13 protein-coding genes are annotated in these 23,675 nt (G+C 37.4%); 8 read left to right on the forward strand and 5 right to left on the reverse strand.

The window, feature by feature from the left end:
• Positions 1 to 56: 56 nt before the first annotated feature.
• The 8 genes from ACTJIV_RS11825 (at position 57) to ACTJIV_RS11860 (ending at position 14,697) form a co-directional block, all read left to right on the forward strand.
• Positions 57 to 1,220, forward strand: coding sequence for a glycoside hydrolase family 88/105 protein (locus tag ACTJIV_RS11825; protein WP_440627664.1), 1,164 nt, complete (start codon positions 57 to 59; stop codon positions 1,218 to 1,220).
• 129 nt (positions 1,221 to 1,349) lie between these two features.
• Positions 1,350 to 2,438 carry an L-rhamnose/proton symporter RhaT gene (gene rhaT, locus ACTJIV_RS11830; protein ID WP_111960271.1) on the forward strand — a complete coding sequence of 363 codons (1,089 nt, stop codon included), beginning with the start codon at positions 1,350 to 1,352 and terminating at the stop codon, positions 2,436 to 2,438.
• 329 nt (positions 2,439 to 2,767) lie between these two features.
• Positions 2,768 to 5,809 carry a SusC/RagA family TonB-linked outer membrane protein gene (locus ACTJIV_RS11835; protein WP_440627666.1) on the forward strand — a complete coding sequence of 1,014 codons (3,042 nt, stop codon included), beginning with the start codon at positions 2,768 to 2,770 and terminating at the stop codon, positions 5,807 to 5,809.
• Between the two features lie 17 nt (positions 5,810 to 5,826).
• Positions 5,827 to 7,905, forward strand: a complete 2,079-nt coding sequence (locus ACTJIV_RS11840; protein WP_440627668.1) for a RagB/SusD family nutrient uptake outer membrane protein — start codon at positions 5,827 to 5,829, stop codon at positions 7,903 to 7,905.
• A 308-nt stretch (positions 7,906 to 8,213) separates the two neighbouring features.
• Positions 8,214 to 10,316 (forward strand): bifunctional aldolase/short-chain dehydrogenase, encoded by a 2,103-nt coding sequence (locus ACTJIV_RS11845; RefSeq protein WP_440627670.1) that lies wholly within the window; start codon positions 8,214 to 8,216, stop codon positions 10,314 to 10,316.
• A gap of 224 nt (positions 10,317 to 10,540) precedes the next feature.
• Positions 10,541 to 11,821, forward strand: coding sequence for a sugar isomerase (locus ACTJIV_RS11850; RefSeq protein WP_440627672.1), 1,281 nt, complete (start codon positions 10,541 to 10,543; stop codon positions 11,819 to 11,821).
• A gap of 339 nt (positions 11,822 to 12,160) precedes the next feature.
• Positions 12,161 to 13,546, forward strand: a complete 1,386-nt coding sequence (locus ACTJIV_RS11855) for an FGGY-family carbohydrate kinase (protein WP_440627673.1) — start codon at positions 12,161 to 12,163, stop codon at positions 13,544 to 13,546.
• Between the two features lie 2 nt (positions 13,547 to 13,548).
• Positions 13,549 to 14,697: an alpha-hydroxy acid oxidase gene (locus ACTJIV_RS11860; protein WP_440627675.1), complete on the forward strand. Its 1,149-nt coding sequence runs from the start codon at positions 13,549 to 13,551 to the stop codon at positions 14,695 to 14,697.
• A gap of 155 nt (positions 14,698 to 14,852) precedes the next feature.
• Here the strand turns inward: ACTJIV_RS11860 and ACTJIV_RS11865 are convergent, their stop codons facing one another.
• The 5 genes from ACTJIV_RS11865 to ACTJIV_RS11885 form a co-directional block, all read right to left on the reverse strand.
• Entirely contained in the window at positions 14,853 to 15,296 is a 444-nt protein-coding gene (locus tag ACTJIV_RS11865; RefSeq protein ID WP_440627677.1) for a nuclear transport factor 2 family protein, read from the reverse strand.
• 55 nt (positions 15,297 to 15,351) lie between these two features.
• Positions 15,352 to 16,398, reverse strand: coding sequence for a GntR family transcriptional regulator (locus ACTJIV_RS11870; protein WP_111960287.1), 1,047 nt, complete (start codon positions 16,396 to 16,398; stop codon positions 15,352 to 15,354).
• Positions 16,399 to 16,690: 292 nt separating this feature from the next.
• Entirely contained in the window at positions 16,691 to 17,782 is a 1,092-nt protein-coding gene (locus ACTJIV_RS11875; RefSeq protein WP_440627679.1) for a glycoside hydrolase family protein, read from the reverse strand.
• 184 nt (positions 17,783 to 17,966) lie between these two features.
• Positions 17,967 to 20,105, reverse strand: coding sequence for a hypothetical protein (locus ACTJIV_RS11880; RefSeq protein ID WP_440627681.1), 2,139 nt, complete (start codon positions 20,103 to 20,105; stop codon positions 17,967 to 17,969).
• Positions 20,106 to 20,111: 6 nt separating this feature from the next.
• The gene (locus ACTJIV_RS11885; protein WP_440627683.1) at positions 20,112 to 23,675 is read right to left on the reverse strand and encodes a DUF4450 domain-containing protein; all 3,564 of its coding nucleotides are present in this window, start codon (positions 23,673 to 23,675) and stop codon (positions 20,112 to 20,114) included.

Below are 23,675 nucleotides of genomic sequence, written 5' to 3' on the forward strand. Positions count from 1 at the left end.
GGTTTATAATTAAACAAATATTTAAACTAATACATTGTAAAAAAATAGATATAATTATGAAGAAAGTACTAATGAGAGACGCTTTTTTTGCGTTGATTTTCGGAATTTTATCCTCTTGCTCAGTTCAAAAACAAGCGAATGCAAAGAACGTTAGTCTTCCGGATAAAAAAGAAGTTTTGGAAGTTTCACGGAGGGCAAATCAATATTTCATGAATAAATGGCCAGATCCGGGAAAGGAAGTTGTCGGCAAAAAAGTATGGCCAAGCAATCTGTGGACGAGAGCTGTTTACTACGAAGGATTAATGGCTTTGTATAAAATAGATCCTAAAAAAGAATATTATGATTACGCCATCGACTGGTCTCAAAAACACAACTGGGACATGATGCGTGATACATATACCCGTAATGCCGACAATCAGGCTTGCGGACAAACATATCTGGATCTTTATGAAATAGACGGAAGAAAAAATCCGGAGAGAATAAAATTCGTGAAAGCTTCGATGGACAGTATGATTGCTTCCAAAAAATCAGATGACTGGTGGTGGATCGACGCGCTCCAAATGGGAATGCCAATTTTTACGAAACTGGGCAGGATTACAGGTGAACAAAAATATTTCGATAAAAATTACGAAATGTATGTCTTTACGAAATATAAGCACGGTGGAAATGGTTTATATAATCCAAAAGATAAACTTTGGTGGAGAGACAAAAGCTTTGTTCCGCCTTACACAGAACCCAACGGCGAAGATTGCTACTGGAGCCGTGGAAATGGATGGGTAGTTGCTGCTTTGGCTCGTACACTGGAAGATACACCAAAATCCGACCCGCATTATCAGGAATATTTACAAGATTATAAAGATCTGTTATCAGCTTTGCTTCCAATCCAAAGAGAAGATGGTTTTTGGAATGCAAGTTTACATGACCCTAACAATTTCGGAGGCAAAGAAATGACGGGAACCGCTCTGTTTGTATACGGAATGGCATATGGTATTAATAAAGGCCTGATTGATAAAAAAACGTATTTACCCGTTGTTATAAAAGCCTGGAACGCTATTGTAAAAGATTCCGTTCAGCCTAATGGATTTTTGGGTTGGGTACAGGGAACAGGAAAAGAGCCTAAAGACGGTCAGCCACTTGCCATTGACAAACAGCCTGATTTTGAAGATTATGGATTAGGCTGTCTGTTGCTTGCAGGAAGCGAAGTTTATAAGTTAAAGTAAACCAACATTTGTTTGATTACATAGAATCTTTGATTTCAAGACAAACAATTATTATTACAGCATGACACTACAAGATGCGCAATCGATTTCATAGTATTAATTTTCAAATTCAATCCATAAGATAAAATTATGAATGCATTATTAGGAGTTTTTTTTCACTTCTTAGGAGGTTTTTCTTCGGGGAGTTTTTACTTGCCCTATAAGAAAGTAAAAGGCTGGTCCTGGGAAACCTATTGGTTGATAGGAGGAGTTTTTTCCTGGATCATCGTTCCGCCGCTTGCGGCATTTCTTACCATCCCTAATTTTTGGGAAATTATCCTGAATGAAAGTTCTTCCATATTGGGGCTTACGTTTTTGTTTGGTGCTTTGTGGGGAATTGGAGGTTTTACTTATGGTTTGGGGGTTCGGTATTTGGGAGTAGCACTCGGAAGCAGCATTATTTTGGGGCTTTGCATGGTGTTTGGCTCGCTGGTTCCTTCTATTTATTATGAATTTTCTCCGCAAACAGGAAAAGATAATATCGGTTTATTGTTTTCCAGCAAATGGGGCCAGTTTGTTCTATTAGGGCTTCTGGTTTGTGTAGTTGGAATCATTATCAGCGGAAAAGCAGGGATGATGAAGGAAAGAGAACTGCAAACCGATTCAACAGATCCTCATGGTGTAGAAGTAAAAACGGAGTATAAATTCGGATTGGGATTAATCGTTTCCATCATTTCCGGAGTTTTAAGTGCGTGCTTCAACTTCGGACTGGAGGCCGGAAAGCCAATGGCAATCGTAGCCAATGAATTATGGAAAAATTCTAACCCGGGACAGGGAGAATTCCTTTTTCAAAATAATGTAACGTATGTTGTTGTGCTTTGGGGTGGAATGGCAGTCAACCTTGTAGGCTGTTTGTATTTAGCCATTAAAAATAAATCATATACCGATTATACCAAAAGAAACGTACCGGTTTTACGAAACCTGATTTTCTGCGCGCTTGCCGGAACTATGTGGTTTTTACAGTTTTTCTTTTACGGTATGGGCGAAAGTAAAATGGGCAATGGCGCCAGTTCGTGGATTTTACACATGGCATTTATCATTTTTATAGCTAATTTATGGGGAATTATTATCAAAGAGTGGAAAGGAGTTTCTAAAAGAACCATTACTACCATTGCTGTTGGAATGATCGTCATGTTTATTTCTATTTTGATGGTAGGATACGGAAACTCTTTGAGATAAGCTTCATTTACGGTTTTACATTATCATTTGTATAGTTTCAGAGTTAGAATTCTAACTCCTTTAGAGGCACTGATTTTTTCAGTGTCTTTTTATTAAAAGTAATTTAACTCTAAAAAAGGAGTGTCTATTTAAAAAAGGAACTTTTAATTCACGGTTTAGTTAAGTATTGTACTGAATAATTGATGATTTACGGTTTTTTTATTATTTATTTGAAATATAATTTAAATATTTCTGGTTAATCATGATAAATTATGAATGTTTTAATACAGGATATTGCAGGATGCCCGAATTTTTGTAACGGTGTATTTTGGTAACATAAAAATTAACATATGTCTTTGATAGTTAAACACAAAAATATAAAGCGAATAGTGTTTCCGGCATTTATGCTTTCAACAAGTTTTGTCTGGGGGCAAAAGGCAGTAAATGATACTGTGAAGAATGGTATAAAAGATATTGAGGAAGTGGTCGTTATTGGTTATGGTAAAGTTAAGAAGTCGGACTTAACAGGATCTGTTTCTTCAGTTTCTGCAAAAGACTTAGCAGCTACACCGGCAATGAATGCTTTACAGGCGCTTCAGGGAAGAGCTGCAGGTCTAAATATTGTGACAGCGGGTGGTGCTCCGGGAGCCAGCGCAAATGTTACGATCAGGGGAGGTTCTTCCATTACTCAGAGTTCTGATCCGCTTTATATTGTAGACGGTTTCCAATTGGACAACGCTTTGAATGTGATTAATCCTAATGATATTGAAAGTATAGATGTACTAAAAGGAGCTTCTGCCATTGCCATTTATGGTGCCCGAGGTTCCAACGGTATTATTGTTATTAAAACTAAAAGCGGGAAAAAAGGAAGAACGGTTGTGAACTACAATACTTTCATGTCATTTGATATGCTTTCAAAAAAACTGGATATGCTTTCAAATCCAGAACAATATGTAAAATATCAATACGAATTGGGAGTGCTTCAGTCCAAACCATCAGCGTGGAGTAATGTTTTTGACAATAATTTGGGTACAGATTCACCAGGATTTTATTCAGGAGCCTATCAGAGAATTGCCAATCGCTACGGATCTGCTTCTGCATTAGACTGGCAGGAAAAAATGTTGGGAGGAACAGGTTTAACTCAGAACCACAACGTAAACGTTTCTGCCGGAAACGATAAAACACAGGCATTCATTAGTTATAATTACAATAAGCAGGAGGGTTTGCTTCAAAATTATAGCGAAACAAGAAATTCATTACGTGCCAATATCACTTCAGAGTTGTATAAAGGGGTAAGAGTAGATTTCAACACCATGTTTACGAACAATTCTGTAAACGGGGGAGGTGCTTACTCAGGAATGAAAAAAATTCTTCTTCAGCCTATCACCGGGGGAACATTATTTACTCAGGATCAGTTGTTCAACACTCAGACTTTCCCGGATTTTTCAGCTTTAGATTCTGGGTTCGATACAGAAAACCCATTCATAGAAACCCAGGCATCTACTTCGAACAAACGTACAAGAACATTCGTAGCCAATGCAGGTATCGAATTTGACTTTCTGAAAAACTTCACATGGAGAACCGCCGGACAATATAGCTGGACAAACAGTAAATCAACATCATTTTCAGATCAGAATTCCCGTGCCTTTCTTACAGATCCTATCAACACAGGGATTAACGGAAATATTGCCAATGCGGAAACATTCCGTTATCAGATCACCAATACTTTGAATTATAATAAAACTTTTGGTGAAAAACATAAAGTAAATGCTTTAATTGGGAACGAAATCTGGTATGAAGAATCCGAAGGAAGCAGCATGAGGCTTACAAAATTCCCATATCCTAATTTCGGATTGGATGATATTGCCAACGCAACGGTTGCCGATAAAAATACAGATAGATCAAGCAACAGCTTACTTTCCTATTTTGCCCGTGTGAATTACAACTATGATAATCGTTATTTAATTACAGGAACAATACGTGCAGATGGTTCTTCAAAATTTGCAGAAGGTTCTCGCTGGGGATATTTTCCGTCTGTAGCAGGTGCATGGCGTGTTTCTCAGGAAAATTTCTGGCAGGGACATAAGATCGATAAAATCGTTAATGATTTTAAATTAAGAATTGAATATGGGGTTACGGGTAACAATGGAGTTGCTAATAACTTATGGAGAACCAATGTTTTACTTACAGATTATCCAATGAACAATACTCAAGGATATCCGGCTTATGTTACAAGTACAAACTGGGGAAATCGTGATCTTCAGTGGGAAGAGCTGAGAACAACCAATATTGGTGTAGATTTAGCTTTTTTTAAAAACAGAATTAAATTAACCTCCGAATGGTATAATAATAACGTAAGCAAAATGCTTTTCGAAAGTGTACTTCCCGTTTCTTCAGGATATTCAAGACAATACCAGAATATCGGTTCTATGAGAAACAGGGGGATGGAATTCACACTAAATACGGTGAATTTAAGATCAGAAAATTTCAGATGGACAACAGATCTTAATATCTCTTTCAATAAATCTAAAGTTCTTTCTCTTGAAAACGGACAACTAAATAAAACATTCAGCGTAGGAGGCAGCAGAACGGGAATGGTGACTTACTACGCAACTGTAGGAGAGGAATTAGGAGATATGTACGGATATATTTATCAGGGAGTATATACTACGGATGATTTTACTCAAAATCCGGACGGATCATTAACCTTAAAACCGGGAGTTGTAAAACCTTCAACTGGAGCTCCTAAACCGGGAGATATGAAATTTGCTGCTGATAATGAAGCAGGAGATCAGTTTACAAGAAAAATGCAGAAGATCGGAAACGGTACTCCGGACTTTATCGGGGGAATCAGTAATAATTTCTCTTACAAAGGCTTTGACCTGGCCGTATTTATGAAATTCAGCGTTGGTAATGATATTTACAATGCTACTAAACAAAGTTTAAGTCCATACGCAATGTTCCAGAATGTTCCTTCAGAATTCGGAAACAATTATTATCATTTGATTGATCCTAATACGGGACAGGCAACAACTAATCTCATCAGGCTTAAAGAACTAAACCCGGATGAAAATTCAAGACTTTGGAGCCTGAGCAATGCAAATACTGTAAATATTGCTTATCCATCATCATATTATGTAGAAGACGGTTCTTATCTGAGAATTTCCCAGGTAACATTAGGATATTCTTTTCCCAAAGAGTTTTTAAATAAAGTGATGCTCTCTAATGCCCGTATTTATTTTACAGTTAATAATTTGGCTACAATTACAGGGTATTCAGGGTATGATCCTGAAGTTACAGCGGCAAGCGGGGTGACTGTTACACCTGGATATGACAGTTCTACGTATCCTCGTTCAAGAAGCTATGTTCTTGGTCTTAATTTAACTTTCTAATATGTAATATTTAAATCATGAAAAATATATATAATACTCCCATATTTTTAAGAAAACTAGTCATTCTTCCCTCAATTTTCGTCGCCGTTTTAGCAATGAATTCATGCAGCGAAGATTTTCTGGATCAGCCTGCTTACAATTCATTGGATACAGAATCTGTATTTAAAAATATAGATACTGCAGAGATGTTTGTCCTGGGGTGTTACAGAGGTATAGTTCCAACTGAAATGTATTATCAGCTGGGGGCAGGAGACACCGTAACGCACTCTTCAGAAGATGGTTCTACAAATAATTCCAAATATAATATTGCCAACTATCAATATGATGCCTATACCCCGAATACAGTTACAGGGATTTACTCTGCGATGTATGCGGTTATTGAAAGAACAAATATTGCAGTGAGCGGATTAAGCAAAATGGAAGCAAGCACAAAACGTGATGCTTTATTGGCTGAAGTGAAGGCTATTCGTGCATTTTGTTATTATAATTTAATTCGCGTTTACGGAGACGTTCCTTCGGTTTTTAAACCTCTGGACGAGATGGATCCGAATGACCCGAATACATTATATCCAAAACGTACTTCAAGGGATGAGATTTACGATCGCATCATTGCTGATCTTCAGGAATCTGTAGTAAACATTCCAAATTTTGGACAAAGTGGATATGCAACAACAGAACGTTTAACGAAACAGGGAGCTAATGCCTTATTGGCGAGAATTGCCCTTTATGCAGCAGGGTATTCCCTTCGTTGGGACCTGAATACCGGAAGCGGGGCCATGATGTCGCGTCGTAGTGATAACAGCAGAGTTCAGCAATTATACCAGATTGCAGACAATGCCTGTGCTGCTATTATCAACGGAGGGACAAATACTTTGGTTCAGGCCCAGGGTGGGAAAAGTGGTTTTGAAGCGCTGTGGTTCAATTTCTGCCAGAGAAAATTTTCAGTGACAAACTCAGAAATTCTTTGGCAAGTTGCTGAATATGGGGCAAATACAAACTCAGCTTTTGGAGTGTACGCCAACGAAGGTTCCCGTGGAGGAACGTATGGATCAAGAAAGGCACTACAATTCATTCTTCCTAGTTATTATCTGTCTTTTAACCAGGGAGATACACGTAGAGATGTTTCTTGTACTTCTTACAGTGTATACTTTTTAAATAACGGTTCAGCAGGAGATACCTGGGTGAATGCCGGAACTACATTTTCCTGCATCCTGTCAGGTAAATTCAGGATGGGATGGTGTGTTGCGCCTCAGGCGGCAGATGCACGTAATTTAAATATTCCTATTTTAAGATATGCAGATGTTTTATTAATGTATGCAGAAACCCAGAACTATTTAAACGGAGGGCCTACTGCTGCGGGAACTTCTGCTTTAATGCAGGTAAGAAACCGTGCAGGAATCGGGGCTATACCGGTTCCGTCTGGTCAGCAGGCATTTGAAGCCGCTATTGTTCAGGAGCGTAAATGGGAATTTGCAGGAGAGTTTAATCTTCGTACAGATTTGATCAGAATGAATCGTTTGGCAAGCGAAATTGATGCGACAAGGCAGGCGATGAAAAACTTATCAAACAAAACGGGAGCCTATGCAAATACACCTGTTTACCGACTTTATAAACTTGAAAAGAATGCACAGGTTTATGGCGATCCGTTTTTGGCATTAAAATATATTGATATTACGAGTCCTGCAGAAATTGCAGTAATTACTAATGTTCCCACGAGTTCTACAGGCTTCGCGAATTATCAGACCGCATTAAGAGCTATTGCAGTAGCACACGGACAAGCCACAACAACGGATGACAAATGGTATCCTGCAAATATGTTCCAGGCTTATAACAGTACATTTAACAGCAATGCAAAAAGGACAGCCGGATTTATAGGAGCTGCTGCAGGCCAGCTTCAGATCGGGAGTATCATCTATACCAAGCCAACAGGCTCAGCAGAAAACGGAGGAACATACCCCAATTGGATAGAAGGCGGGGGAGACGGTCTTTTCTACGGATTTGTACCGAATAAAACAGAATTGCTTCCTTTTGCTGCACAGTCGGCAGGCCATCCGTTGGTTGATAATCCAAATCTGAGTCAATTGCCCGGATATTAATTCAAATAAAATTTAACATTAAGAAATTTAGAATGTATGATTTAAGGGTTAAGCTAAAATGTTATGCTTCAAAAACATTTTGGATGTTCCTTAATAGATCTTAACCTTCTACATTTCTTAATGGTTACAATAAAAACAACCATAACCACAAAATTATTAATCAAAATAACCGGAATCAGATTGATATAGAATTCATTTATTTAAACGTTAATTTATCTTTAAATAAAGCATTTAGCAGTATAGTACGGGATGCTATAAAAAATATTACGATCTAATTTTGGTTAAAATTTAGAAATATAAGATAACAAATGGAAAAAGTAAAAGCATTTAAATACGTAGACTATTTATGGGATGAAAACAAAGCGGCATCTTTAGGAAATGATCAGGTGGCTTTATTTTTATACCGCTCAAACATATTAGGGGCAGATTTAAGAATTACCAATTATGGAGGAGGGAACACAAGTTGCAAAACCATTGAAAAAGACCCGTTAACCAACGAAGAAGTTGAGGTAATGTGGGTAAAAGGTTCAGGTGGTGACATCGGAACTTTGACTAGAAAAGGAATTGCCGGATTATACACAGAAAGACTGAGAAACCTGAAAAATGTGTACCAGGGCTTGGCAGATGAAGACAGAATGGTAGGCTTATTCAATCACTGTATTTTTGATCTGGACAGCAAAGCGCCTTCTATTGATACGCCTTTACATGGTTTACTTCCATTCAGACATATCGATCACCTTCATCCGGATGCTTTAATTGCGGTAGCTGCTGCAAAAGACAGCGAAAGAATTACAAAAGAAATCTGGGGCGACACAATGGGCTGGGTTCCATGGCAGCGTCCGGGTTTCGACTTAGGATTGCAATTGGAAAAATGTTTAAACGATAATCCTGGAATCCGAGGAATTGTTTTGGGCAGCCACGGATTATTTACCTGGGGGGATACTTCTTACGAATGTTACATCAACAGTTTGGAAGTTATCGAAATGGCTTCTGAATATATTGCTAAAAAAATCGAAGAAAAAGGGCAGGTTTTTGGCGGACAAAAAGTGGAATCTCTTCCAGCTAACGAGCGTAAGAATAAAGCAGCTCAATTGATGCCGTTGTTACGCGGTTTAGCTTCATCTGAAAGCAGAATGGTTGGCCATTTTACAGACAGCGATGTTGTATTAGAGTACATCAACAGTAATGATTTGGAGCGTTTAGCACCATTGGGAACTTCTTGTCCGGATCATTTTTTACGTACGAAAATTCAGCCTTTAGTTTTAACTTTAGACAAAAATGAAGATTTAACTGATTCTAAAGCTGTTTTAGAAAAATTAAATCCTCTTTTTGAACAATACAGACAAGAATACAAAGAATATTACGAAACCTGCAAGCACCCAAACAGCCCTGCAATGCGTGATCCGAACCCTGTGATCATCATTTACCCGGGAGTGGGGATGTTCAGTTTTTCAAAAGATAAGCAGACAACGCGTGTTGCAAACGAATTTTACGTAAATGCAATCAATGTAATGCGTGGTGCAGAAGCCATTTCTGAATACACTTCTTTACCGAGACAGGAAGCATTTGACATTGAATACTGGTTGCTTGAAGAAGCGAAACTTCAGAGAATGCCCAAAGAAAAGCCATTGTCAAGAAAAATTGCGATCGTAACCGGAGCCGGAGGTGGAATCGGACAGGCTATTGCAGACAAAATGGTTCAGGAGGGTGCAGTAGTTGTTTTCACAGACCTGAATCAGGAAGCTTTAGATTCTGTTACAGAAAAATACAGCAAAGATCAGGCTGTAGCCGTAACTTGTGACGTGACCAATGAAGAAGCGATTGTCAATGCTTTTAAAGATACAATTTTAGCATTTGGTGGAGTAGATATCATCGTTCATTCTGCTGGTTTAGCGATTTCTAAATCTTTGGAAGATACTACAACAAAAGACTGGGATTTATTAGAAAATGTTTTGGTAAAAGGTCAGTTTTTGATAGTGAAAAATGGTGTGGAAATTATGAAAAAGCAAGGTTTAGGAGGAGATATCGTTAATATTGCAAGTAAAAACGGATTGGTTGCCGGACCGAATAACGTAGCTTACGGAACTGCAAAAGCAGCCCAACAACACATGACAAGATTATTGGCAGCAGAATTGGCAACAGATAAAATTCGCGTCAATGTGGTAAATCCTGACGGTGTAATTGTAGGCAGCAAAATCTGGGAAGGAGCCTGGGCAGAAGGCCGCGCAAAAGCAAACGGAGTTACTATTGAAGAACTGCCTGCATTTTACGCAAAAAGAAATTTATTAAATGAAATTATTCTTCCTGAAGACATTGCCAACGGAGTTTTCGCCTGTATCGCAATATTAGATAAAACGACAGGAAATATCATCAATGTAGATGGAGGAATGGCAAATGCATTTCCAAGATAATAGATTAAAAAAATTAATACAAAAGCCTTTTTTGACACTTAAGTTGATTAAGTTAACTGTAAAATGTAAAAAAGAGCACCTAAGTTTTTTTTGAAAATCTTTGATTTTCTTCTTATGTGGACTTTTTATTTTCATTGATTTAAACTTTTTTAAAGCTTAAGTGTTCCAAAGTGTTTAAAAATAAGAAGCTTTTGTGTCTATAAATCAATTCAAAAAATCAAATTATGATTATAGGAAAAGATATCATTGAACAATACAATACAACAGAAATTGAAAACTTTACTGCAGATTTCGATTTTCTACAAAATAAATTAACAAAATCAGGAGCAGATGTTGCTGAAATTGTCAATAAAATAGCTGATTTTCAAGTAGCCATTCCGAGTTGGGCCTTAGGAGCCGGAGGAACAAGGTTCGGAAGGTTTTCTTACGGTGGTGAACCTTCTTCTTTAGAACAGAAATTAGATGATGTAGGATTGATTCATGCTTTAACGCATTCTGCAGGAGCTGTTTCGTTGCATATTCCTTGGGATATCCCGGGTGATGTGAAAGCCATTAAAGAAAAAGCTGCATCTCACGGACTTGTTTTTGATGCCATGAATTCCAACACTTTTCAAGATCAGGCAGGAGCTAAACAATCTTATAAATTTGGTTCTCTGAACTCTGTGAATGAAGATTCTCGGGCTTATGCCGTAGAGCACAACAAAGAAGTGATCAGAATCGGAAAAGAATTAGGTTCCAAAAGCTTAACCGTTTGGTTGGCGGACGGAGCAAGTTTTCCTGGACAATTGAATTTCCAGACGGCTTTGTCGAATACTGAAAAAAGCTTAAAAGAAATCTATGCAGGAATGCCTGAAGATTGGAAGCTTTTCATAGAATATAAACCTTACGAGCCGAATTTTTATTCAACAACCATTCAGGATTGGGGAACTTCATTTATGCTGGCCAATGCTTGTGGAGAAAGAGCTTACACATTGGTAGATTTAGGACATCATTTACCGAATACGAATATTGAGCAGATCGTTGCAACCTTAATGTACAAAGGGAAATTAGGAGGTTTCCACTTCAACGACAGCAAGTATGGAGATGATGATTTGACGGTAGGTTCCATTAAACCTTACGCTTTATTCTTGATTTTTAACGAATTGGTATATGGAATAGAAAATAATCCTCAAAATCCTTATCCGGCTTGGATGATCGATGCAAGTCACAACATTAAAGACCCCTTGGAAGATTTGTTACAGTCTTTGGAAGCTATTTTAATTGCTTATGCACAGGCACTTTTGGTTGATCAGAAAGCATTAAAAACAGCCCAATTAAACAATGATGTTGTTGGTGCTCAGGATATTCTGCAGAACGTCTACAGAACAGATGTTCGTCCGTTATTAAGAGCTGCAAGGTTGCAGACAGGGGCGGCTTTAGATCCGATCGCAGCTTACAGAAATTTAAAGGTAAGAGAAAATTTAATTACCGAAAGAGGCTTAGAAACCAAAGCAACGGGATTATAAAATCCTGTTTTAAAATTGATAATTTCAACTTTTGAGTGCAATCGAAAGTTTTTATTATATGTATCCTTATTTTTTTATCATTAAGGTTGAAAGTGTTTGGATGTAGGATTTAGCTTTGCTGCTTAAGAAATAAGTGGATTTTTTCTTAATACATCTTACCATCTGAACACTCCTTAATGGTGTTTAAAACAAAATTAGTATGCTTTGCTGAGTGAAACGCCCTTGCGAACTTAAAAACGTACAGTAGTCAAATGAAACTTTGTGGACTCTGCGTTTAAAAAATAGATTGCTTTGTCGCTTTGCTCCTCGCAATGACAAAAATAAAAATTCATCCCAAGAATGTCTAAAAAAAAGGTAACCATAGTATTTGATATTGGAAAAACCAATAAAAAGTTCTTTTTATTCGATAAAAATTATAAAGAAGCTGTTCGGGAATATACAGAATTACCGCTCACCACTGATGAAGATGGTTATCCCACGGAAGATCTTGCAGCCCTGCAAAACTGGATAAAAGATAATTTTAATGCCATTCTTGATAATGAAAAATATGAAGTAAAAGCAATCAATTTTTCCACATATGGAGCAAGTTTCGTGCACCTGGATCAGAAAGGAAATGTTCTGACTCCACTGTACAATTACACCAAACCGATGGATCAGGAAATTCTTGATTTATTTTATGAAAAACATGGAAGCAAACTGAAAATTGCCCGCGAAACAGCATCGCCTCAGGCAGGAATGTTGAATTCAGGTCTGCAATTGTTTTGGTTGAAATATAAGCATCCTGAAATATTCAAAAAAATCCGTTACAGTCTACATTTACCCCAGTACCTATCATATTTGTTTACCGGAATTGGTGTATCAGAATTTACGTCAATAGGCTGTCACACCAACCTATGGGATTATGACAAAGCTGATTACCACGAATGGGTGTATGAAGAAGAAATAGATGCTTTATTGCCACCCATTGTACCGACTTCGGCAAGCATCAATACATCTTACAGAAATAAAAAAATTAAAATTGGTGTTGGAATCCACGACAGTTCTTCCGCGTTGCTGCCTTATATTTTAAGCAAAAAAGATCCTTTTTTATTACTTTCTACAGGAACCTGGAGTATTTCTCTGAATCCGTTTAATGATGAAAGCCTTACTAATGAAGATATAGAAAATAATTGCCTGAATTATATGCGGATAGATGGGAAACGTGTAAAAGCATCCCGTTTTTTCATGGGAAATGAATACAAAATTCAGGTTGAAAAATTATGTGCTTATTACGGAAAAGAATATGGTTTCCACAGAGAAGTACAGTTTGACCAGGATTTGTATTTGCGTTTAATGAAAAATAAAAATATTTATTTTCGCTTTGAAGGAATTATTTTAAAACGGAAAATGATCAGTGAAACAGATTTAAAATCATTTGCAACTTTCGAAGAAGCGTATCACCAATTGATGATCGAACTGATGGATTTACAGATTCATACGATTACAAATGCAATCGGAAATTCAGATATTGAAAACATTTACATCGATGGCGGATTCACCGGTAATGATGTATTTATGAAACTAATGTCTCATCATTTCCAGCATTATAATGTGATGTCTACACATTCTCCGTTGGGTTCTGCTTTGGGAGCTTCCATGGTGATTTCCAACAAGAAAATAGACGAAACTTTTTTACAGCAGCATTATCAGATGAAAGTGCTTCAACCGTTAATTCTTAATTTATAATCATGTCATTTCCATTTGATACCCGTTACGCTTCACTTGAACTTTTAATTGAAAAGGCAAAAAAAAGAATGCCTCGCTTCGCTTTCGAATATCTGGACGGAGGTTGTAATGAAAACATCAACCGAGACAGAAATACGAGTGAATTAAGAGAAGTTTTGCTTCGTCCACGTTATCTGAATAATTACAGCGAAACCAGCATGGAAACTGATTTATTTGGAGTAAAATATTCTGCGCCATTCGGGATTTCTCCTGTAGGTTTACAAGGATTAATGTGGCCAAATGCACCGGAAATTTTAGCCAAAGCAGCTTTTAAACATAATATTCCTTTCATATTAAGTACTGTAACGACAAGCAGCCTTGAAAGAATTTCCGAATTAACAGAAGGAAAAGCCTGGTATCAATTATATCATCCAAGAGAAGAGTGGTTGCGCGACGATATTCTTGACCGCTGTGAAGATTCAGGTTATGATGTACTTGTCGTTTTGGCAGATGTTCCCACTTTCGGATACAGGGCAAAAGAAATCCGGAATGGGTTGGCCATGCCTCCTCAATTGAATTTCCGAAACGTTTCCCAGGCTTTGGTAAAGCCACAATGGTGTTTAGAGATGTTGAAACATGGCGTTCCGAGCTTTAAAACAATGGAAAAGTATATAGATAAAAACATGAATGTGAAACAGCTGGGACAGTTCATGAATTCTACCTTTTCCGGAAGATTGAATCCAGACAGAATCAAGGCTATCCGTGATAAATGGAAAGGAAAGCTGGTCATCAAAGGGGTCGCTTCAGACGAAGATGCTGCAGAAGCTGTACGATTAGGATTTGATGGAATGATCATCTCCAATCACGGCGGAAGACAGCTCGATGCCGGAGAATCTACGATTGCCGTAGTGAAAGAAATCAGCGAAAAATATAAAGGTCAGATCAAAATAATGATGGATAGCGGCGTAAGAACCGGTCCTGATGTTGCCCGTGCTTTAAGTTGTGGTGCAGAATTTACCTTTATGGGAAGGACTTTTATGTATGCAGTGGGAGCTTTAGGTGAAAAAGGCGGTGATCATATCATTGAAATGCTTAAAATGCAGTTCAGACAGGTTCTGGAGCAGGTTTGCTGTGAAAAACCGGAAGATTTACAAAACTTTAGAGTGAAATAAAATTTTTCAGGTTTTGTTACTATTCAATAGAAATAGGCTTTAGTCCGTTTTCAATAGGAAATTCTACATTTGGCTTTAGTCAAAAACCTACACTAAAATAAAAAAATTCGCAAAGCTAGCTTTGCGAATTTTTGTTTATCAATAATCTTGATAATTTATTTTTTCTTTTCAGATTTTACGGCTTGTCTGGCTAGTAATTTCCAGTCGTTTTTCACTTTTGCCCAAACCAATAATATATCCAAAGTTACATCACCCGGAGTTTTTCCAAGATCAGCAGTCGTTGCATAAAAATGGTGGCGGACAATCGCTGTGTTTCCAATGATATTGATGTTTTGGTTCGTAATATCAATCGTTACAAAATCTGATTTTTTAGTGACTAATTTGTCTACAAATTCTGCAGCGTCGTCTATATGCCCACCCGAATGTCCATAAGTTAGTTCAGGTAAAATCAAAGCTTCTAGACTTGTTTTGTCACCGCTTATCATGGCTAATCTTAGCCTTTCAGCAACATCAATAATAGCATCTTTATCATTTTTCTTCTGCCCGGATACAGTGATTGCTATTAGAAGACTAATGGGTAAAATCAATTTCTTAATCATAAATATATTTTTAATTGGAATGTGTAATCGATTGCGCTTTGAGTATTAAAAAAATCTATAATGAATCCCTCTGAATAAATTTAAAGACGTTATTCACAGATTCTTTTTTATTTTTCAGAATCATATAAGCTGCAGATTCTCCCATAGCTTTAAAATCTGTAGTAATTACGGTAATTCCAAGTAGTTCTTTAAGAGGCGTTTCGTTATAGGAAATAATTCCGATGTCTTTGCCCAGCTCAAGATTTTTCTGTCGGATTTGCTTAACCAGATTCACCAGATCCCGTTCCCGAATCGTGATGAAAATATCTTTATCCTGCAATTCCATGTCGGGATAAATCTCGTCAAGAATTTCATAATCGAGTTTAAAATCCTTACAGAACTTTTCAAAACCGCGGACAATGCGGAAAGGATAGGGGTGAATGGATTTATCGGGATATACTAAAATGATCTTTTCGTATTTTTTTATTTTGTCTAAACCTTCTTTTAAAGCATTGTAAATATCATGTTCGAAATCCTGAAAAATAGAACCGTATTCTCCGGAAATATTAGGCTTGGTATTGTCTAACAGCAACAATTTGTTTTTCGGAATTTGTTCAATCATATCTAAAACCTGCTGTGTTGAACTGGTATGTTTAGACTGTTCATCCCGAAAATGAGGCATGATCACATAATAATCAAATCCGCCCAGGTTCTTTTTTAACGAATTAATGAAAAGCGTTTCGTCACAGTGATAAATATACATCTCGACATTGCCTTTGGTACCGATTGCATTAACAAAATAATTGTAGATCATCATTTTATAAGTACTCGGTTTGTTGATCAGGAAGAAAATGTTGATCACATCGTTTTTATTAACACGTGAGATGTAATAGCCTTTTCCCTTTACAGATTCGATGATTTGCCTTTTCCGGAGCTCTTTATAAGCTTTTTCTACAGTATCTCTTGAAAGAAAGCAGGACTCGCTGAGTTCGTTTATGGAAGGAATTTTTTCTCCAATCTTAATTTCTCCACTATCAATTCCGTTAAGAATAGAATCTACAATCTGTTTGTATTTAGGAACTCTGGAATGCTCATTGATTATTATTTCAAATGTTTCGGCCATGATGTTGAGATAGGAGATATTTATTTCAGTTTATAAAATAACTCGAGGTTAACGAACGGTGCAAAGCAAGTTACAAAAATTTATGATAACTTTTTTGATATGCTTTTAATGATAGTAAATGTTTAAATATTAATTATAAATGTGATTGTTCCGGTATAAACTATAACGGAAAAATACGATTTTAGTATACAAAGTTAAGCACAATGTATAAAAACTTAATAAAGCTGTTTGATTTTGTGTAACCTGAAGTTGATATCTGGTAAAGCAAAAAAACAGAAAATGGATTTGAGAATTAAATTTTGGTGTTTATAATTTCAAACACAAAAGATGTAGAAGTTTCGAACTTTCCTCCCTGTGTTGCCCCGAACAGGAATTGAAGGGTCTTACCGTCTTTGTCCATTAAAATCATGGGACGTTCTAATCTCCCGAACCGTTTTAAATGATTGGGTGCTGCAGGCTCCTTAATATAACTCTTCATATTAAGATAAGCGATTTTCGGTTTGGACCAGCTAAGTCCGTCTCTGGAAGTTAAATGTAGGCCGTATTCATGGTTAAAAAATCCCATATCCCGGGCTACTATATGGAATTTTCTGTTTTGTTTCCAGATAAAAGCATCTTCCAGCTGGGCATTTCCAGGCAACAATGAAAAATCAATGACAGGATTTTCCTTTACTTTCTCATAAGGACCTGAAGGGTGGTTCGCCTTTGCCAGTCCATATTTTCTGTTTCCTCTTACCTGGCCTTTCTGATTTTCATATTCTTCAGTGTTCCAGGATTTATAAAAAAGCCAGAATTTGCCATCATTTCCTTTTACAAAAGCTGGGTTTGTAGTGCAATGGTCGTCCCATGAGCCTTTTTCTCCGGGAAGCAGCAGAGGTGTTTCTGGCCTTATCCAATTTCCGTCAAGACTTTTTGAGGTGGCAAGCCCTATTCTTTTGGTATTTGTTTTTCCGTTGTGGTTGCCCATATAGAAAAGATAATACTCATCTTTCACTTTGGTAATTAAAGGATTATGACAAGTTGTGGCATCCCAGAATTCGCCACCTCTGGGGGAAAGAATAACTTGTTTATGCTTGAATTCTCCATAGGGAGACTCGGCTTCTGCACGGCAAATTTCAGAACCGTTGAGCCAGCCGCCCATTCCTTTTTCTTTTTTCCATCTGGAATAAAAAAGATGAACCTTACCGTCCTCGCCCCAAATCGGAGAATTACACCAAATGTAATAGTTCTCCAATGAAAAGGTCCGCCCGATTGGCTTTAAATTGAAATAAGGTGTGTCTGTGGACGATGAATCTGTAAATGACAGCCCCAGAACCACAGCTGTGATCCCAAGGGCTGAAGTCTGTAAAAAATCTCTGCGTGTAAAGTGTCCGGGCTTGTCCATCTCATCTGATTTACTGCTAATTTAGTATAAACATATAAGTAGACTGTCCTGTACTTTCGGTGAACTGTTTAATATGAACTTATCTGTCTTTGGTTATTTGGTTTTAGTTTTGAAAAATTAAAATCAGGGCATAAAAAAGCCTGCCTAAAGGCAGACTCTAACTACTACTATATGAATCTGAAATTTAAGGCATCTTTTTAAAACCTTCCGCTTTTATTTTCCATGAACCGTCTTTTGGAAAACCCGGAAATTCATCTTTGGAGCTGTCCCAACCTTCAAGCATCATGGCAACAGTCGTTAATACCCCTCCGTTTCCGGGAAGATAAATACGGAGACGCTTATCCTGGAAATTATGACCGTTTTTAAGATAGGTATTAGTCTGAATGTTCATGAAAAGCGCATCCAGAGCTTTATTTGGAAGTCCCAGTCTTGCGGCATTCATGGCTGTCATTGGGAAATCCCAACCCCACGTATGTTCCCAGTTCCATCTTCCCCAAACGATGTCCAGTGTGTTTTTCATGATTTTTTTATCCAATTTCGGAGACTCGGGAACCATTCCTAATGCTCCCAAAACAGCAGGGTGATCAGTCATCCATTTGGGAAAAGTGAAAGAATCTTTTGCGGATTCGGTCGACAAATAGACACCATCCTGAACAGGTAGCGGGGCCAATTTTGTAATAACCTCATCCCATTTTTTATCTCTCGGCTGTCCCAATCTTTCTTTCCATTGCTGAGCAATCTTCAGCGCCCAATCCCAATAAGCTACTTCATAAGTCGGGTTATATGTATCTTTTGCAGGGAAAACTTCCTGTGCCGGAATGACGCCTTTTCCAAGATTATAGCGGTTCTTCTCTTTATCATAATGAGCATAATCTGCCATAAATTCAGCGGTTGCAAAAATCAGGTCCTTATATTTTTCCAAAACTTTCTTGTCCTGTTTGTCGCGGTACAGAAGTTCGGTCATATAGATGATATGCGGCTGTTCCCAGATCAGGAATGCTGCTACAGAAGACGGACTTTCATTTCCTTCATTATCAGACATTTTAATCCATCTTACGCCTTTGTAGCCTTGCCTTTCTGCTAATTTTTTTGCTTTTTCAAAAGTCCTGAAATAATAATCCAATTGCTTTTCCAAGATCTCAGGTCTTCCCCATAAAGCGTAGTGAACACCATGCCACCAATGCATTTCTGTGTGCGGTTTTCCGTACCAGCTGTTGAAAGTTAACCCTGTTTCCTGTGGCGGATTGCTTCCTCCGCATTGTACTTTGGTTAAATACTCAGATAGAACAACCCGGCGTTCCAATTCGTTTGCTCTTGGGTCTGTACTTCCTTCGAAATCAACTGCTGCACCGCTTTTCCAGAAAGATTCCCATCCTGAAGTGCTTTCTTTTTCTGCATCAGCAAATAATGTTTTACTGCTTTTCGGATTTTTAGCTGAAAACTCAACGCTTAATTCTATTTTTTTGTTTTTTGAAGACGGTTCGAATACAAAATAATGTTTTCCTGCTTCACGTAATTTCCCTTCTGTAAAATAAAACTGAGTATAATAATCTGCACTCTGCAACTGATGATGAATTAAGCCTTGCGTTGATTGTGAAGAGACAATTTTTGTCGTATGATCATTTTCATTGCCATAAAAAGCGGCATCATCTAAAAACTGTCCGGTAGGAGAAGGGTAGCGTGCGAAAACTTTCAACCTGTTTTGAGCAATTAAATCAGACTCAATTTTAATTCCGATTTTATCAGAATTCTGAAAAGAAGCCGTCCATACTTTTACAGGTATTCCGTCCAGAGAGAATTCACTTGTTATAATTCCTGTCCAAAGATCAATTTTTTGATTAATGTTTGTCAGATCTGAAATTTTTGCTTTCTGACCATCTTTTTTAAGCAGTTCAATACCGATATTTCCTAATTGCAGACGATGTTTGTTAACTCTGAAGTACTCAACGGCTCCTTTATTTCGCTCAGGCTCTTTCAGTTGCACACTGTACAGTGCTTTACGTCCTTCATTGTTGAAATCGTATGCCTTTAATGTTTCTTCAAATTTATAATCTTTAGTATTTGGAAAGCTGTTCCAGCCCCACTCAGACTGCGTTCCCAAAGAAACACCGTTTTTGTAATATTCGGGGAACGACTGCATTCCGGTGATGTCGACCGTGTAAGCAAATTTTCCGTTTCCGACAGTTAAAGTAGATAAGGTATCCGCTTTTGTATTAACCACATTGTGACGCTGGACTACCTTTTTTCGGTCTATTTTCTGAGCAGTTAATGAAGAAAAGCCTATCAGAAAAATGCCAAGATATACTGCTAATTTTTTACTCATATTTTTTTATTTAAGAATAGTGGCACTCATCAATCCGATAACGACATCGTTGCTCACTGCTGTTAATTTTATTGATTTTAATTCTCTGTTTGGGTCAATCGGCAGATCCAGAATGGTTGCGGCACCTCCTTCAACAGACCGACTGCTCATTCCTTTAATTTCCGAATACTTTGTTAAACTTCCTCCTTTGTACAATTCCCCGGTTTTCAGCTGAACCCGGTACGGAATTTTATCATCCGGAATTTCAAAAGCAAAATTATCGTCAAACAAATCCTGCTCGATAGGCCACCAGTTCACGGGGTTTTTTAGTTCTAATTCTGTACTCGAACCGTCTGAATATTGAACCGTAACCGTTCCGTTGGTAATTTGTGACTGCATCGGGTTGGTTGAACCAGCCATCAGAAAATAGACTTTTCGTCCTTTTCCTGTAACAGGGATTTCAACCGATTCCGGAAAATTATCCCATTGACTTGTAAAGACAATATTTTTCTCTTCGTTATTAATTAAAAAAGGAATTCCTAAGAACTCAAGCTTTCCGTCTTTTCGTTTTTTCATCAGTCCGCTGTCATCAATTTGAGTGGTGGTCAGCGGATAGCACCAGTTTCCGATTCCTTGCCATGGAAGCTGCAGGGTAGGGACATTGGGCCGTGGTGAAAGATATTTCTGATTAAAAATTTCGGTTACTCTTTCATTATATTTTAAGGCTAATGAAACAGGACTGAACTCTCCTTTATTTTCGATTTCCCAATCTGTTATTTCTACATTTTGTTTGATTCCATTGTATTGAAGCTGAATGAAGTTGGTTCCCTTGCTTAGATTATTTGTTGGAATTTCAATTGATGTATTTTGATTTTTTTGAATTGAAAAAGTTGTATTTAAATTATCAATATTCAATTTTCCATTGATTGTATTGGATGATTTAGACTGAATTTGCAGTTTTTTATTCACCCATTTTATTTCTAAAGGATATTGAATATCGACATTCACAGGTTGCCACCATTGCTTTCCATTTTGTTCCAATTGAACGAAAAAAGTTCCTTTTCTTTCTTCTTTCACCAAATTAAATTGATTGCCGTTTCGTTTTTTAATTAATTCCTGCGGATCGTAGATTTGTTGAATCTTCTTTTTTGAATCTAAATGGAGCTGGAGATTTTCAGAGATATAATTGATGTAATCTGTCTTTTCAGTTTTTAATTCTTCTCCTGAATATGTAATTTCAATGTTGAATTCTTTTCCTTTTTCTGTTTCTAACTTTACAAAAGGCTGTAAAATAGAATTGGGCTGTATCCTCCAATCTGCTTTTTTACCATTTACTGTCACCGATTTTATTTTGGTATGATTCACAGGAATCAGTACATCAAGCGAAACCGGGTTTACATAATTTGACTTAAGCCAATAATTTGTTTTTTTAGAGTTTCTGTTAAACTTAAATTCCCAATCCGGAAGTTTCAGTTCTGCAAAATTCCAGCCTTTGGGAAATCCTGGTTTTATGTTGATCTTATTTTCTAGTAATTTTGGATAAATTCCGAAAAGTCCTTCTGTTAAAGTTCTCGCAGCTACACCAATCGGATCGGCAAAATCACGGTACAATTCTCCACGAAAGGCATCATAGTGAGATAATTGCTCAAAATTCCCCGGACTGATTCCATAATACATACTTTCGACTAGGTTGCCTTTCCAAAGTCGATAGGCATCATCATTTCTTCCTGCCTGCCAATACGCTAAAGCAGTTTGTAAATTCTCGGCCAACGCCACATTGTTGATCGACCAATCATAAGGCTGCCAGTTGGTGGTGGAAAGTGTGTAATAATTTTTATTAATTTCACCTTTTACTGTTACGGGAATCTTCGGAATGTGATTGTTGATGTATTGCGTGTTTTGATAATCTTCAAATTCATTTAAAATATAAGCATCCGAAACATGATAAATTGACCATATTCCAGGCTTGTCGTGAAGAATTTGATTACCCAGCGCATCTTTATATTCAGCAAAATAACCTTTACTTTTAATCCAAAGCTGGTTTTTCATGGCTTTAAAAATGGTTTCAGCTTCTTTTTCGTAAGGAGTGGAATCTTCGCCAATAATTTTCGCCAGTTTTGCCATTTCACGGTTGGCTCTGTAATTATAGGCAGAAGTGTGGGTCACTTTTCCACCTGAATACTGCAAAGCATCACTTGCCCAAATTGCAGCATATGCATCATAAAGGCCGTCCCGTTTGAAATTCCGTTTTTCCCAATCCATATGACGGACCATTGTTGGCCACATTTTTTTCAAAAAATCCACATCTCCTGTGTAGTTGAAATGAGAAAACATCTGATCAAAGAAAACCAGATTCATATCATAATGATGCGGTTTTGAATTGTCATTGGGATTTCTGGAAATATATCCGCTTGAGAACACCGAAGTTCCCATTTTTTCTTTGTGCCTTGCCAGATGCAAAAGCGTATCCATCTCAACGGGGGCAGAATCGGGTTTTAAAACCTGAGAATTGGAATAGCTTTCAAAGTGTTCTTTTGCACGGTCGTGCCAACTGAGAACATCAGCTGCATAAGCTCCTCGCCAGGCATTTAGCCTCATTCTCCAGGCAACGGCGCCATGAAGAAACGTAGGGCTTTCCCAAACGCCGTCTGCGGCGATGGCAAGAGTTGCTCCGAAATTATTTAAATCCGGATCCGGCGTTTTTAACTGAACACGGTTGATTAATGATAATCGGGATTTTTCGGCTTCGTCAAAAATACTTGTTAGCTGTTCATCTGAAAGATTTTTCTCTGCTTTTCCTTTTTTTATTTGAATATAAACAGGATTTTTTTGTGTTGAATACGTTGCGTAAATTATTGGAGATTTTTCTGCTTTATATTGTGTAAAATCGGATAGTTTTTCCAATGTTTTTGCATCGGCCAATTGTAATGAATTGGTGCTTGAGAAACTTCCATTAATATACTGATTTTCTTTTTTCTTGTTTAAATAAGTAAGCTCAAATTGATTTTTATTGATTTGAAACTGATTACCTTCACAATATTCCGGAAGCAAATAAAAACCTGATTCCGGGTCTGCACCGATGTCGCCATTTCTGCTGAATGTTTTTCCGCTTGCTCCACCATAAACAGCGTAGATCTTTGATGCAGGATCAACATTCTCCATTTCCATTTTTAAAATCAAGCCTTCTTCTTTAGATTGTGCTAAAACCACCAGTTTTAAATTTCCATTTCCAAGAATCTGATCTTTAATGGTATAAAGCATCAGGCCAGGACGATAACGGGTTTCAATGCTATCGGCCAGAATTAATTTTTTAAATGAATTTCCTTTCTGAATAACAAACTGAAGATTGCCGCCCATTCCGGGAAGATACAATGCAAATTCCGGCAAATCTCCGGCTTCCACTCTTGAAGCAAGGTTGTTGCCATACAAAGCACGGTTAAAACGGTATTTCCCGTTAACCAACAAAAAATCCCCTTTGTCTTCTTTGTAATGCAGCTCCCTCTCATTTTTCTGCCAATGTCTGGATTGAGCGAAAGAATGTGAGAATGCAGACAAAATAATAAAGCCTGCTAAAATGGATGTTTTTTGCAT

Source organism: Chryseobacterium sp. 22532 (genome assembly GCF_052044665.1).
Lineage (GTDB): Bacteria > Bacteroidota > Bacteroidia > Flavobacteriales > Weeksellaceae > Chryseobacterium > Chryseobacterium lathyri.